9 protein-coding genes are annotated in these 14910 nt (G+C 68.5%); 4 read left to right on the plus strand and 5 right to left on the minus strand.

The features are described from left to right. Positions 1–31: 31 nt before the first annotated feature. The 5 genes from PGN23_RS15965 to PGN23_RS15985 all read right to left on the minus strand — a co-directional run bounded on the left by PGN23_RS15965 (position 32) and on the right by PGN23_RS15985 (position 10901). Positions 32–1348, minus strand: coding sequence for an amidohydrolase family protein (locus tag PGN23_RS15965; RefSeq protein ID WP_335304020.1), 1317 nt, complete (start codon positions 1346–1348; stop codon positions 32–34). After that, the gene (locus tag PGN23_RS15970) at positions 1345–2658 is read right to left on the minus strand and encodes an amidohydrolase family protein (protein ID WP_335304021.1); all 1314 of its coding nucleotides are present in this window, start codon (positions 2656–2658) and stop codon (positions 1345–1347) included. The genes PGN23_RS15965 and PGN23_RS15970 overlap by 4 nt, the downstream gene beginning before the upstream one ends. Before the next feature lie 23 nt (positions 2659–2681). Further along, positions 2682–5306: a TonB-dependent receptor gene (locus tag PGN23_RS15975; protein ID WP_335304023.1), complete on the minus strand. Its 2625-nt coding sequence runs from the start codon at positions 5304–5306 to the stop codon at positions 2682–2684. Between the two features lie 239 nt (positions 5307–5545). Continuing rightward, positions 5546–7537 carry a TonB-dependent receptor gene (locus PGN23_RS15980; RefSeq protein ID WP_335304024.1) on the minus strand — a complete coding sequence of 664 codons (1992 nt, stop codon included), beginning with the start codon at positions 7535–7537 and terminating at the stop codon, positions 5546–5548. Then, on the minus strand, positions 7521–10901 hold the full coding sequence (locus PGN23_RS15985; RefSeq protein WP_335304025.1) for a WD40/YVTN/BNR-like repeat-containing protein: 3381 nt from the start codon (positions 10899–10901) through the stop codon (positions 7521–7523). Before PGN23_RS15985 ends, PGN23_RS15980 begins: the two co-directional genes overlap by 17 nt. Positions 10902–10999: 98 nt before the next feature. Between PGN23_RS15985 and PGN23_RS15990 the strand changes: the two genes are divergently transcribed. The 4 genes from PGN23_RS15990 (at position 11000) to PGN23_RS16005 (ending at position 14904) form a co-directional block, all read left to right on the plus strand. Further along, positions 11000–11461, plus strand: coding sequence for an Lrp/AsnC family transcriptional regulator (locus PGN23_RS15990; RefSeq protein WP_335304026.1), 462 nt, complete (start codon positions 11000–11002; stop codon positions 11459–11461). A gap of 244 nt (positions 11462–11705) precedes the next feature. Next, positions 11706–12377 carry a TadE/TadG family type IV pilus assembly protein gene (locus PGN23_RS15995; protein ID WP_335304027.1) on the plus strand — a complete coding sequence of 224 codons (672 nt, stop codon included), beginning with the start codon at positions 11706–11708 and terminating at the stop codon, positions 12375–12377. After that, positions 12350–13045, plus strand: a complete 696-nt coding sequence (locus tag PGN23_RS16000; protein WP_335304028.1) for a TadE/TadG family type IV pilus assembly protein — start codon at positions 12350–12352, stop codon at positions 13043–13045. The genes PGN23_RS15995 and PGN23_RS16000 overlap by 28 nt, the downstream gene beginning before the upstream one ends. 11 nt (positions 13046–13056) lie before the next feature. Continuing rightward, positions 13057–14904 (plus strand): TadE/TadG family type IV pilus assembly protein, encoded by a 1848-nt coding sequence (locus PGN23_RS16005; protein WP_335304029.1) that lies wholly within the window; start codon positions 13057–13059, stop codon positions 14902–14904. Positions 14905–14910: the final 6 nt, after the last annotated feature.

Raw genomic sequence — 14910 nt, forward strand, 5'->3', positions numbered from 1 at the left:
ACTGGGCCCCGGCCTTCGCCGGGGAACAGGGTCACTCCGCGATCGGCTGCATCGCGCCGTCGCGCTTCAGCACGTCGCCGCCCTTCATCACGAACGCGACGCGTTGCAGGACCGTGATGTCGGCCAGCGGATCGCCGTCGACCGCGACGATATCGGCATAGCGGCCCGCCTGGACCGAGCCGATGTCCTGCGGCGCGCCGATCAGCTCGGCGGCGTTGCGGGTGCCCGCGAAGATCGCGTCCATCGGCGTCAGCCCCGCCTTCACCAGCAGCGCGAACTCCTCCGCCTTGTTGCGGTCGCCCAGCCCGGTGAAGTCGGTGCCGAGCGCGATCTTCACCCCCGCCTTGTACGCGCGGCCGGCGTTGCCGATCATCGTCGGGGTGACCGCGATCGCCTTCTCCGCGACGGTGGGGGGCAGCGCCTGCGGTGTCTTGACCGCGGTCTGGTAGATCCAGTCCGCGACCAGCAGCGTCGGCACCAGGAAGGTGCCGTGCTTCTTCATCAGCGCATAGCTGGTGGCGTCGGCATAGGTGCCGTGGTCGACCGAATCCACACCCGCCTCGACCGCATGGTTGATCGCCTTGTTCCCGTGCACGTGCGCGGCGACCTTCATGCCGAGCTCGTGCGCGGTGGAGGTGACGGCGCGCATCTCCTCGTCGGTCATCGTCATATGGTTGGGATCGTCGCCGATCGAGCCCACCCCGCCCGAGGGCATGATCTTGATGAGCGCGGCGCCATCGCGCCGGTGCGCGCGCACCTTGCGCTGCGCATCCTCGGGCCCGTCGACGATCGAATTCTCGCGACCCTCGAAATGGATCTCGGGCTGCATGCCGTTGGCGGGATCGGAATGGCCCCCGGTCGCGGACAGCGGCTGCATCGCGGACCAGATGCGCGGCCCCACCAGCTGCCGGGCGGCGATGGCTCGGTTGAGCGCGGGCGCCTCGATCGCGCCGGAGCCGCAGTCGCGCACCGTGGTGAAGCCCATCTCGATATCGCGCACCGCATTGCGCATCGCGGTGACGACGCCGTCCGCCTGGTTGCGGGTGAAGCGGTTGATGACGCTCCAGTCCGGCCCCATCGAGATATGGTCGTGGGTGTCGATGAAGCCCGGCAGCACGGTCTTGCCCGACAGGTCGATGACCTCCGCCCCCGCGGGCGTGACGAAGCCCGGCTGGACCGCGACGATGCGCTCGTCCTTGACGATGATCGACACCTGGCGGCGCGGGGTGGCGGACGCACCGTCGATCAGCGTGCCGGCGTGGATGACGACGTCCTTCGCCCACGCGGGCGCGGCGGACAATGCGGTGGAGGCAGCAAGCAGCGCCGCTGCGACACGGGTCAGTCTCACTTCACCATCCTCCCGCCGGTCTTGAACACCTCGCCGCCCTTCATCACGAAGTTCACGCGTTGCAGCGTGGTGATGTCGGCCAGCGGATCGCCGTCCACCGCGACGATATCGGCATAGCGGCCCGCCTGGATCGCACCGATGTCCTTGCTGCCCAGCAGGTCGGCGGCGGCACGGCTGCCCGCCAGGATCGCATCCGCCGGGGTGAAGCCGGCCTTCACCAGCAGCGCATATTCCTCCGCCTTGTTGCGACCCGAACTCGCCGACTGATCGGTGCCCAGTGCGATCCTGACTCCGGCCTTATAGGCGCGGCCCGCGTTGCCGATCATCGTCGGCGTCACCGCGATCGCCTTCTCGGCGACGGTCGGCGGCAGCGTCTCGGGCGACTTGATCGCATTCTGGTAGATCGCGTCGGCGACCAGCAGCGTGGGCACCAGATAGGTGCCGTGCTGCTTCATCAGGCGATAGCTCTCGGCATCGGCATAGGTGCCGTGCTCGATCGAATCGACGCCCGCCATGACGGCATGATCGATCGCCTTCTTGCCATGCGCATGCGCGGCGACCTTCAGCCCCAGTTCGTGCGCCGCCTCGACCGCGGCGACCATCTCGGCGTCGGACATCACCATGTGATGGGGATCGTCGCCGATCGAGCCGACCCCGCCGGAGGGCATGATCTTGATGACGGTGGCGCCGTTGCGGCGATGCTCGCGCACGCGCATCTGCATCTCCTCCGGCCCGTCGGCGATCGCCTCCGCGCGTCCGTCGATCGTCACCGCAGGCGACAGGCCGTTCTGGCGGTCGCTGTGCCCGCCGGTCGGCCCCAGCGCCTGGAGCGCGGTCCAGTAGCGCGGGCCGACCATCTGCCCCGCCTCGATCGCGCGGATGATCGCGGGCGCGGTGATCTCGCTCGACCCCAGGTCGCGGATCGTGGTGAAGCCGGTCTCGATCGCCTTGCGCGCATTGACCGCCGCGGCGATCGTCGAATCCCCCTCGGTCAGGACGAAGCGGTTGATCGGCTTGCGGCTGCCGGTGGCGGAGATGTGGTCGTGCGTGTCGATGAAGCCGGGCAATACCGTCTTCGTCGACAGGTCGATCACCTGCGCGCCGGCCGGGGTGACGAAGCCGTCGCTGACCCCGGCGATGCGGTCGTCATGGATCAGGATCGACACCTGGCGCCGCGGGGTCGCGGTCTGGCCGTCGATGAGCGTGCCGGCGTGGATGACCACATCCTTCGCCGCCGCGGTGCCGGCGGGGAGCAATCCCGCCGATGCCAGGGCGACCGCCGCGCAGGCGTGCGCGAAACGTGCGTGCATGATCGTGTCCTTCGTTGGGAGGATCAGCGGAACCGGGCGGTGGCCTGGATCCCGATGACGCGCGGCGGGGCGGTCTGGACGAAGTTCGGCCGGATCAACTGCCCGTTATAGCGCTGCGACAATTGGGTCGCGCTCGCCTGACCGTTGGTCAGCGCGGTCAGCCCCAGCGTGTTGAACACGTTGTTGGCGAACAGATAGACGCCCCAGCGGCCCCCGTCCTTCTCCAGGCCCATGCGCAGCCCCACGGTGGCGAACCCCGGCAGCGTGTAGAGCGCCGCGCCGCCCGGCGTGCCCGCCGGACCGTTGGGATAGGCCGCCGCGAAGCGCGGCAGGTCGTAGGTCGTCAGCGACTTGCTGCGATAGGCGAGGTCGGCGTGGTAGATCGCCTCCAGATCGTTCGGCAGCGGCACGCTGTAGTCGGCCGAGCCCTGGATCGTCCACTTGGGCGAATAGGGGATCGTATCGCCCTTGCGTCCGGCGGCCAGCGTGGCGCACCCGGTCGTGCCGGGCACGAACGGGACCGGGCATTGCGTGATCCCCGCGGGCAGGCCCTGATCGCCGCGCAGCTTGGCATCGATATAGCTGCCCGACAGGCGGAACGACAGGCGATCGACCGGATAGACCGACGTATCCAGCTCGATACCCTGGATGCGCGCCGCGCTGGAGCTGTTGGTGATGAAGCCGAAGGCGTTGTTGAAGCTGGCGGAGATCTGCATCCCGTCCCAGTCCATGCGGAACGCGTCCAGATTGACGATCAGCTTGCGGTCCAGCCAGCTGGTCTTCACGCCCGCCTCGTAGCTCCAGACCGAGTCCGATTCGTACGTGGTGGCATAGCTGGGCAGGCCCAGTGCCTGGTTGACGCCGCCCGGGCGATAGCCCTGCGCCGCGGTGGCGTAGAACATCACGTCGCGGTTGACGGTATAGTCGACGCCGAACTTCAGCAGCGATCCCGTCTCGTCCCCGCGCGCGGTCTGCGGTGCCTGCCGCCGGTTGCCCGCGATATAGCTGGGCACGACGACCTCGGCGGTGGTACGCTTCTTGTATTTGAAGTAGCGCGCGCCGCCCGTGGCGCTCAGCCGGTCGGTGATGTCCCAGGTCAGCTCGGCGAAGCCCGCGAACTGCTCCAGCCGGTCGTCGATCGTGCGGTCGAGGCCGGTGGAATTGACCCCCACGATCAGCGCGGTGCCATTGGCGAAGCCGTTGGGATAATTCTGGAACCCGGTCACCGGATCGGCACGCTCCAGGATCGAGCGGGTCAGGTTCTTGCGATAGCTGTGATAGACGCCCACCGTCCATTTCAGCGCATTGGCATCGTCCGCCAGCCGCACTTCCTCGGTCGTGGTTTCGTTGCTCTGCGGCTGGTAGGTCGACTGGTTGCCATAGCTGTTGACCAGCGCCTGATAGCCCGCGCCGTCGCAGGTCGCGCGCTGGATGTAGCCCGCGACGCAATCCTCCTGGAAGCGCGCGAAGCCCGGGATCGCGGTCCCCGCCCCGGTGTAGGTCGGGGTCAGGCCACGCGTATCGTTGGTGGTCTGATAGCGCGCGAAGAACGGCGTATAGTCGAAGCTGTATTCCAGGTTCCGCTTCGAATAGGACCCGGTCGCGGTCAGCGTGGCGAAGCCGAAGTCCCAGTTGAGCGTCGCGCCGAACAGCGCCAGCTCGTCGGTCTGCGGCTGGCGGATCAGCACCTGCTGATCGTAGCGGCGCCCGGTCAGCTGATAGTTGGTGTAGTTCCAGTCGCTGCGCGCGCCGGTCCGCTTCTGATAGACGCCGAGCAGGTCGAGCGTGATGGTGTCGAGCGGCTTGATGCGTACCGTCGCACGACCGCCGAAGCTCTCGGCATCGTTGATGTTCCTCACGCCCAGCAGGCTGTTGTCGATGAAGCCGGGCTGCTTTTCGTAGAAGCCGACGACGCGCGCGGCCGCGGCACCGTCGACGATCGGCAGGTTGACCATGCCGTTCATCTGATAGCCGAACGCGCCGCCGCTGCCGTCGATGCTGCTGGTCTGGCCGTCGATCGCCCCTTCGTAGCGGTCGAGCTTGGGCTTGGCGAAGATCACGCGGATCGTGCCGCCCATCGAGCTGGCGCCGTACAGCGTCCCCTGCGGACCGCGCAGCACCTCGGCGCGCTCCACGTCGAACAGGCGCAGGCCGGGCAGCGTCGCGCCGGCGTCGTTGGACACGCCGCCGGTACCGCTCAGCGGAACCTCGTCGTAATAGAGGCCGACCAGCGGCTCGCCGGTGGCGTACAGGTTGCGGATGATGACGCGGCTGCCGCCGTTGGCGCCTTCGTTGACGACCAGGCTGGGCGCGACGCGACCCAGCGCGTTGGAATCGGTGATATTCTGACGCACCAGCGAATCCGCGGTCACCGCCGAGATCGAGATCGGCGTCTGCTGGATGCTGGTCGAGCGCTTCAGCGCGGTGACGACGATGTCGCCCTGCTGCGTCACCTCGGACTGCGGCGTGGCGCTGCCGTCGGTGGTCGGCGGCGCCTCGGTCGTGGGCGTGCTGCCGGTGCCGCCCTCCTGCGTGCCGATCGGCGGCGCCGGCACGGTCTGCGCGTGGAGCGCGGTGGTCGCCGCGAGCAGCGATGCGCCCAGCAGCATGCCCGAACGACGGACCAGTGACGAAAGACGATGACTCATTTGATGTGCCCCCTTGCCCACGGGGACGCAGCCCCGGGAAGTTCCCTCACCCGCCATCGCAATTTTTTTCCTGCGTTTGGCGATCGTTACGCCCACCTGCACCCGTTCGGTGGCATGATGAGAAACCCTCCGTCACGAAATCGCAACACCAATTTCATTCAGATTTCACGATGAGATTGGTCTATTTTCGCCGCGCAGGACGGTGATTTTGGCGCGAACGATCCAATCGCCGGCGCACGTCAGAAATTGCCTACCGCGAGCCCGATTCTCAGCGTGCGTCCGGGGGCGGGCAGCCCGAGCTGCGGCAGCACCAGGGCGTCACCGATATTGTCGGCGCGGGCGAACAGCTCGATCGCTCGCCCGGCCACCGCGACGCGCTGTCCCACGCGCAAATTGACCGCGGTCGAGCGCGGCAGCGCCACCAATACGCCGTTCGCGTCGGCCGAATAGGCGCGCCCGGTGTAGAGCACCTCCGCCAGCGCGTTGAAGCCGCCGTCCGCGGTATAACCGCCATAGCCGCGCGAGAGGACCGACGGGCGTTCGGCGAGCCGGTTGAGCGTGCCCGGCGCCGCGCCCTTGCGCCGCACCCTGCTGAAGGTCGCGTTGCCGCCCAGCGACCATCCCGGCGCGGGGCGCCACGCGCCGCCCGCCTCGACCCCTTTCACGGTCGAGCCCGTCAGGTTGATGCGCTGGCGCAGGCGACCGACGTTGCGCTGGTCGATCGTGCCGTCCAGATCCTGTCCGAAGGCGACCACGAACACCTCGGCATCGCGCCCGCGCCATTCCGCGGCCATCTCCGCGCTCACGATACGCTCCGGCTGCAGATCGGGGTTGAGCAGGAAGCGGTTGAGCGCCTGCCCGAACAGTTCGCGCATCGTCGCGGCGCGGATCTTGCGCCCGAGCGCCGCGCGCAGCCGCCAGCCGGACGGCATTTCCCACGCCAGCGCGGCGCGTCCCGTCCAGCCGCCGACGGCGGGGATCGCGGGCTTATCGCCGGTAACGAGATAGTCGACGCGGTCGTAGCCGCCCCCGGCCTCCGCGGTCAGCCGCGGCGTCAGCATCACCGCGGCATCGCCGCCGAGCGCCCAGTTGCGCTGGCGATAGCGCAGATAGCCCGGCAGGATCGCCGGTGCGGCGCCGCCGGTGAAGGCGATGTCGCGCTGGTCGTGGACGGAATCGAGCACATTGCCCGACACGGTCAGGCGCACCGCCTCGCCCGCGGCCTGGCTCAGCAGGGCGCGTGCGCCCCATGTCCGGTCGCGGTTCGCCTCCTGCGCGTCGCGGCGGTCGTAGGATGCGGTCGTATAGCTGTCGATCACCTGGTCGAAGCGCTGGTGCCAGCCGACCAGCATCAGCGAGGTATCCGGCGTCAGCGCCAGCCCGGCATTGGCGGATATGAGCGTGTGCCGGACGGTGGGATAGCGCCAGAAGCGTGCGCCGCTGGCGCGATCGCCCTCCGGCGCGATGCCCTTGCCCGCATCGACGTGGAAGGCGGTGAGCGACAGCGTCCGGCCGGCGCGCTCGGTCGCGAGACGCGCGAAGACGCTCGCCAGATCGCGGTCGGTGTTGGTACGCAGCCCCTCCGCGGGCTGGGAGTATGGCAGGCGCTCCGCATGCGACAGCGGCTCGCCGCGCCGCGCGGACGCGCCGCCGCCGACGACCAGCGACGTGTCGCCCGACACCAGCGGCGCGATCGCCTGCACCTCGCGCAGCCGCCCCGATCCGATCAGCCCGCGCGCGACGGTGCCGTCGGGCTCGCGCGGCGAGAAGCTGACCGCCCCCAGCGCGTTGACGCCGTACAGCGGGGCGAGCGGCGCGACCGCGACGCGCGCGCTGCCCACCAGCGCGGCGGGTAGCAAGCTGAGGTCGAGGCGATTGTCCCACGGCACGTTGATCGCCGCGCCATCGTAGAACACCGCGACCTGCCGCTCCGCCGCGCCGCGCAGCACCGCGATCGCCTCGCCACGCGAATTGACCGGCACGGCGAGCGAGGGCAGCCGGCGCACGATCTCGTCGACGCTGTTCGCCGCGATCGCATCGATCGCGCGCGCGTCGAGCGCGTGGCGCGTCTCGAACGGGGTGGTCAGCCGGCCGGCCTGTCCCTGGACCACGATGTCGCTGGTGGGGTCGGCGGGGGCATCGGAGGGGGCGTCCGCCGCCGCCCCCGACGCCGCCAGCACGACGGCGAGCGCCAGCACGCCCGCCGCCACGCGCTCAGTTCGTCTCCGCACCGACCGCCTCATATTCCGGCACCGCGGAGGCCAGCTGCGCGGCGCGATCCGCCGCCAGCTGCGCCTCCGCCGCGAGCGTGACGGGGGCGAGCTTCTGGCGGCGCAGCACGTCGTTGAGCGCGGCGACATCCTCCTGCTTGATGCGGCTCCACGCGCCCAGCTGCGTGTCGGCGACCGCCTTCAGCTTGGCGAATTCCTCGCGATGCTGCTGCGCGGGGGCGGTGTCGCCCTGTGCGACGGTGGTCGCCAGCGACGCGAGCATGTTGTTGAGCCGGATCGGATAGTTGAGCGGATCCTGCGAGGCGACGTTCTTCACCTGGATCAGCACGTCCTCGACCGCGACCGCCTTCGCCTCGACCGCATCGGCGGCGGCGGTGACCTGCGGATCGCGCGAGGCGGTGCGCGCCTCGCCCAGCTGGCGATGGAGCGCGCGCAGCTCCAGCACCGCGGTGTTGACCAGCGCCAGCTCGCGATTGATCGCCGCGACCAGGTCATATTGCTGCTGCAACTCGGCCTGCGTGACCGACAGGTTGGGGTTGGGCAGCACGCGGATCGTCTGCGACTGCGTCTTCCCGTCGACGGTCAGCCGCGCGGTATAGGTGCCGGGCACGACGGTCGGGCCGCCGCGCATCGCATGCCACACCGACGCCTTGGGCACCGCGACCGCGGCCTCCTCGCGGAAGTCCCAGACGAAGCGGTTGACACCGGCGTGGCGCGTCAGCCCGGCGGGCTTGCGGCTGCGCGCGCCTTCCTCATCTTCCCCCTCGTCGGGCACCGCCTGGTGCGGCGAGGGATAGGTGCGGATGACGCGACCCGACGCGTCGACGATCTCCAGCTTCAGGCGGTCGTCGGGCTTCTTGCGCGCGACCGCGGGGGTGACGATCGCCTTGGCGGCGGACGGTGCCTGTTGCGGCGCGGGGTCGATGCCCTTCGCGGCGACGGGCTCCGCCTTCGTCTCGGCCTCGCCATCCTTCAGATAGTAATAAAGGATGACACCCTGCGGCGGATTGGCCGCCGTCGGCCCGCCCATCGACGTGCCGCGCCCTTCGTACAGGATGCGCATCGTGTCGCGCGGGGCGAACAGGTGGAACGGCTTGCGTGCGATCTCGGGCGACCATTGCCGCACCGCGCTCAGATCGTCGAGCACCCAGAAGGAGCGCCCGTGCGTCGCCACCGCCAGATCGCCCGCCCCCGCGACCGCGAGATCGTGGACCGGGCTGCGCGGCAGCGCCATCTGGAACGGCTCCCACCTCGCCCCGCTGTCGAAGGAGACGAAGACCCCGTTCTCGGTCCCGGCATACAGCAGCCCGGGGCGCGCCGGATCGGCGCGGATGACGTGCAGATAGGCGTCCGCCGGCAGTCCGGCGGTGATCGACGTCCACGTCTCCCCGAAATCGTCGGTGCGAAAGCCGTAGGGCGCGAAGTCGTCGAGCCGGTGGCGGTCCGCCGCGACGTACATCGTGCCGGGCTTGCGCGGGTCGGGCTCGACCATGTTGACGGTCGCCCATTCCGGCATCGCCCTGGGCGTCACATTCTGCCAGCTGCCGCCACCGTCGCGGGTCAGATGGATCAGCCCGTCGTCGGTGCCGACCCACAGCAGGTCCTTCTGCACCGGCGATTCGTTGACCGAGAAGATCGTGTTGTAATATTCGACCCCGGTATTGTCCTTGGTCAGCGGCCCACCCGACGCCACCTGCTTCGACTTGTCGTTGCGCGTCAGGTCGGGCGATATCTGCTTCCAGCTCTTGCCCTCGTCGGTCGTCTTCCACAGCACTTCGGTGGCGTTGTACAGGACGTTCGGGTCGTGCGGCGAATAGAGGAGCGGCTCGGTCCATTGCGGACGATGCTCCAGATCCTTCGCCGCCCAGCCCATCGCCTCGTGCGGGAACGGGCCGATCGCGTACAATTGCCCGGTCTTGTGGTCGTAGCGCGTGACCTGGTTGCCGTAGCTGTTGGCGATCACGACGTCGGGGTTCTTCGGATCGGCGACGACGTAGCCGCTCTCGCCCCCGCCGACCGCCCAGAAGCTCTCCTGCCCGATCGGCCCGCGCGTGTTGCCGCTGGCGATCGAGACCGTCGTATTGTCCTGCTGCGCGCCGTAGATGCGGTACGGCACCTGCCGGTCGACCGAGATGTGGTAGAATTGCGCCGTCGCCTGGTTGGCGCCCGTCGTCCACGACGCGCCGCCGTTGACCGAGACGTTAGCGGCGCCGTCGTTGCCCTCCACCATACGGTCGGTGTCGGTCGGGTTGATCCACAAAGCGTGATTGTCGCCGTGGAAGGTCGGCATGGTCTTGAACGTCTTGCCCGCGTCGGTCGACTTGTAGGCGCCGGTGTTCAGGACATAGACCTTGTCCGCGTCCTTCGGGTCCGCGATCACATGCATGTAATACCAGGCGCGCTGGCGGAAATCGCCGCGGTCGCTGATGCGCTGCCACGACGCGCCGCCGTCGTCGGTGCGGAACAGCCCACCCTCCTTCGCCTCGATCAGCGCGTAGACCCGCTTGGGGTCCGGCGTCGGCGCGACGCCGATGCGGCCCAGCAGCCCCTCGGGCAGGCCGCGGCCGGTCTGCTTCTGCCACGTCTCGCCGCCGTCGGTGGAGCGGTACAGGCCGCTGCCGGGGCCGCCGCTCTCCATGATCCACGGCTTGCGGTGCGCCTGCCACATGCCGGCCCACAGTACGTTGGGGTTGCCCGGCTCCATCTGCACGTCGATCGCGCCGGTCCTGTCGTCGACGAAGAGCACGCGCTGCCACGTCTTGCCGCCGTCGCGCGTGCGGAACACGCCGCGTTCCGCATTGTCGCCGAAGGGATGGCCGAGCGCCGCGACGAAGACGGTGTCCGGATCGGTCGGGTGCACGACCATCCGCCCGATCGCCATCGTGTCGCGCAGCCCGGCGAAGGTCCAGGTCTTGCCCTCGTCGGTCGACTTGTAGACGCCGTTGCCGGTGATGACGTTGCCGCGGATATTGGCCTCGCCCGTGCCGACGTAGATCGTCTTCGGATCGGACGGCGCGACCGCCATCGCGCCGATCGACGGCGACGCCTCGGGCAGCTTGTCCCACAGCGGCTTCCAGCTGTTGCCGCCGTCGTCGGTGCGCCACACGCCCCCGCCCGACGCGCCCATGTAATAGGTGTCCGGCTTCTGCACGACGCCCGCCACCGCGCTGACGCGCCCGCCGCGGAACGGCCCGATCAGGCGATATTGCATCCCCGCGAACCGGCTCGCCTCCGCCTTCCGCGCAGCTTCGGCAGGGGCGCGCGACTTTACGGCGGGGGCGGCCCATGCGGCGGGGGCGAGCCCCTGCCCGGCGAGCAGCGTGCCCGCCAGCAGGAGGGCGATCGTCTGGCGCGTCATCATCATTTCCCCTTTTCACGCAGCATGTTGAGCACGTTGCAGCAGCGGCCCCGTCGTGCGTATGACGCACGTCCGATCCCCAGCCTCAGCCGGAAAGTGCGACCATGAAGGCCAAGCTCGATTCCTTCGATACGCGCATCCTGCGGATCCTGACGACGCAGGGGCGGATGACGTGGCGCGATCTGGCCGACGAAATCGGGCTGTCGCTGACCCCGACGCTGCGGCGCGTGCGCTGGCTGGAGAGCGAGGGCTATATCCTGGGCTATGGCGCGCGGCTGGACGAGGCGCGGCTGGGCGGCGCGCTGGAGGCGCTGGTGACGGTGACGCTGGAGCGCCAGTCGGAGGAAGCGCTGACGCTGTTCGAGCAGGCGATCGGCGACGTGGGCGAGATCACCGACTGCTATCAGGTGACCGGGCAGGACGATTACGTGCTGCGCGTGGTGGTCAGCGACCTGACGCATTACCAGGCCACGATCATGGCATTGTCGCGCATCCCGATGCTGGCGCGGATCAATTCCAGTTTCGTGCTGAAGACCGTCATGCGCCGCAGCACGCAGGTGCTGTAGGCCGCCCCTCCCCGCCCGTCATGCCGGCCTCCCTTTCTCTTGCGGAGGCTAACGCGGCATCGCCGGGCGTGTCTTGCCAAAATCACGCTCGTCCAGCGGCCCGACTTGGTAGAAAGTCGTTGGTTTCGCACGGATGTTGGTTCGATCGACGCACCGATCCACCAGCGGCGACCCCGCGGCACGCCGCCGGCCGTTTACGAAATGTGAACGCCGATGCGCGATGGCAGGCTCAAGGAGGCCTTGCTTGTCGTATCTGCGCCGGATCGTATCCGCAGGAAATGTCGCTCGCCGGTTCGGCAGGAAACTGTCGGAGGATCGGGGTGGCACGGCTGCGCTCGAATTCGCGCTGGTCGGCCCGGCGCTGATCGCGCTGCTGCTCGCGATCCTGTACACGATGCTGATCTATCTGGCGCAGCAGATGCTGGAGACGACCGCGCAGAGCGCCGGACGCCTGTTGCTGACCGGCGCGGCGCAGACGACGACGCTGGCCAACGGCCGCGTCGGCATGAACGCCGCCGATTTCAAGGATGCGATCTGCAACGGCTATGCCGGCACCGCCGCCAATGGCCAGGCGGTCCGCGTGGCCTCGCTGATGCCGCCGATGCTCACCTGCTCGCGGCTGACCGTCAACGTCACCACCGCCAATGCCTATACCACCGGCGGGCTGGCGGCGCCGAACTTCATCTATGACAGCAACGGCAACGTGACCTCGACCGGGACCGGCTACAGCCCCCAGTCCGGCGGCAGCGGCAAGGGCAAGATCGTCGTCCTGCAACTCATCTACCTGTGGCCCACGGGCAAGGGGCCGCTGGGCGTCAACCTGGCCAATCAGCCCAATTCCAACCGCAAGCTGGTCGCCACGTCGGTGTTCACGACGGAGGATTTCTCATGCAACGCAGCGCAGGCGTCGTGCTGAGGCGGGCCGCCACCGACGCGCGCGGCACGGCGCTGGTCGAGTTCGCGCTGTGCCTGCCGGTCCTGATCCTGCTGTACACCGGCGGATGCTGCGTGTCGGACATGCTGGCCGCCAGCCGCAAGGTGACGATCGCGACGCGGTCGCTGGTCGACCTCACCAGCCGTTCGCTGTCGCCCTCGATCGTCTATAACGATCCGGGCAGCATCAACGGCCGATCCTATCTGAGCGCCAGCGCGGTCGTCCTGTCGCCATACAAGCTCGACAAGGCGTCGCAGGAGGTGTCGCTGGTGCGCGTGTGCGACGCGACCCACGCCTATGTCCTGTGGACGCAGGCGCAGACGCAGAACGCCGATGGCAGCACGACGACCCCGGTCGCCTCGAGCGTGACCGCCGGCACGCTGCCGAAAAGCGAGACGCAGTCGGCCGCCAACGTGATCCCGGTCCCGGCGAACATGATAAGTACGGGCATGATCCCGGTATCCCCCGACGGGTCGAACGTGTGCGGCAATCTGGCGCCGGGGACCAGCACGAAGACCCAGGTCGGGACCGCCGGCGGCTGGCTCTACATGGGCACGGTCCGATACGACTTCACCCCCTCGGTCAGCTTCGTCCCCATCGCGACGACGCGCATGACCCACACCCTCTTCATGACCCCCCGCCTCTTCTAGGTGCCCGACCGATGACGACGACCTCCCGTTTGCTCGCCACGCGCTCGCTGCTGGGCACGACCGCCCGCCGGCTGGCGTCCGACCGACGCGGCGGCGCGATGCTGCTCACCGCCTTCGCGATGGTGCCGCTCACCTTCGCGGTCGGGTTCGGCGTCGATTATTCGCGCGCGATGAGCCTGCAGACGCACCTGAACGCCGCCGCCGACGCCGCCGCGCTGGCCGCGGTGTCGCCGTCGATGATCCTGCAGGACGAGGGGGCATCCGCGAAGGCGGCGGAGGCGATCTTCCGCGCGCAGGCCGCGCTGGTCGACGGCTTTCAGGGACTGGAACCCAGGGTCACCGTCGCTCCGGACAATTCGGGCGGCAACGGCGCGCTGGGCTATCTGCGCAAGGCGACCGTTTCCTACACGGTCCAGTCGGTCAACGCGTTCGGCGGCATCCTGGGCGCGCGCACGATGACCGTGACCGGCACGTCCAGCGCCAGCGCGGCGCAGCCGCCCAACGTCGATTTCTATCTGGCGATGGACAATTCGCCGTCGATGCTGCTGCCGGCGACGTCGGACGGGATCAGCAAGATCCTGGCGGCCACGGCGATGGTCGAGAGCACCCCCGACGCCAACCTGGGAAAACAGTGCGCCTTCGCGTGTCATGCCATGATCGCGAAGGACGACGGCATCTATGTGATGGACCCGCAGTATCGCCATATCCTGCTGCCGGTATCGGGCGGCGACTTCTACCGCTGGGACAAGCCGAACAACCTGCTGTACGATGCCTCCGGGAACCCGATGGCGTCGTCGACGGCCAAGCAAAGCAACACCGTGCAGACGACGAGCAACGGTTGCAACTACAACACGACCACGACGACGTGGAGCGTCACGACCTATTCGGTTACCGAAAATCGTTCCGGACCCGCCGCGGTCGTCACGAAGACGGTGACGCCCTACACGTCGGTGAAGTCGGTTCCCCGGCGGCGGAATTGCGGCACGACGTCCGACACGGGCGACACGAAAGGGACGCAAAGCACCTCCACGTTCAACGGCTATTGGGCCGATGGCTATTGGCTGACGCACAATTACGGCCGGCTGTTCAACAACGCGTCCAGCATCGCGCTGCGCAAGGACGACATGGTCGCCGCCGCGACGCAGCTGATCCCGTTCGCCAGCAATCAGGCATCGCAGTACAACGTCACCTACCGCGCGCAGATGTTTTCGTTCGACTGGATCAAACCCGGCAACACGTCGTCGGTGAATCAGCTGAACGACCTCACCAACGTATCCCAATACGGCAGCGGTTTCTCGGCAGCCTCGCTCTTTCCGGCAGACGATTACTGGTGGAAGAACGGGCAGCCGACCAGTTCGACCAACAACGACGACAGGGCGACCGACGTCATCAACATGCTCGGCGTGATGAAGGACAAGATTCCCACGGCGGGGACGGGTGCGCCCAGGGACACGCCGCAGAAGATCCTGTTCATCATCACCGACGGCATGCTGGATCAGCCGAATGGCGGCGGCCGCTACTTCGGCCCGATGCGTAGCAACGAGCAGACCCAGTGCACCGCGATCAAGGCCAAGGGGATCAAGATCGCGATCCTGTACACGCAGTACCTGCCCGAATCGCTCGTCGGCGACGGCTGGTCGCAGAGCAACGTCGCTCCGTTCCTGCCGCCGCCGCCGCCATCGTACCCCAGGGGCAATCCGGGCAGTTCCGACCAGGTCCTGACCGCGCTGCAACGCTGCGCCTCGCCCGGCACGAGCGGATCGCCGCTGGTGCAGGTCGTGACCGCCGACGACAATATCGGGGCGGCGCTGCGCAACCTGTTCTCCACCGCGCTCCAGACCGCGCGACTGGTGCGATGAGCTGAT

Origin of the sequence: Sphingomonas adhaesiva (assembly GCF_036946125.1) — a bacterium.
Classification (GTDB): Bacteria; Pseudomonadota; Alphaproteobacteria; order Sphingomonadales; family Sphingomonadaceae; genus Sphingomonas; species Sphingomonas adhaesiva_A.

Coding starts and splice junctions, on each gene's coding strand:
- PGN23_RS15970 (WP_335304021.1), bottom strand. CDS start 2,658: ATGCACGCACGTTTCGCGCACGCCTGCGCGGCGGTCGCCCTGGCATCG.
- PGN23_RS15990 (WP_335304026.1), top strand. CDS start 11,000: ATGAAGGCCAAGCTCGATTCCTTCGATACGCGCATCCTGCGGATCCTG.
- PGN23_RS16005 (WP_335304029.1), top strand. CDS start 13,057: ATGACGACGACCTCCCGTTTGCTCGCCACGCGCTCGCTGCTGGGCACG.
- PGN23_RS15985 (WP_335304025.1), bottom strand. CDS start 10,901: ATGATGATGACGCGCCAGACGATCGCCCTCCTGCTGGCGGGCACGCTG.
- PGN23_RS16000 (WP_335304028.1), top strand. CDS start 12,350: ATGCAACGCAGCGCAGGCGTCGTGCTGAGGCGGGCCGCCACCGACGCG.
- PGN23_RS15975 (WP_335304023.1), bottom strand. CDS start 5,306: ATGAGTCATCGTCTTTCGTCACTGGTCCGTCGTTCGGGCATGCTGCTG.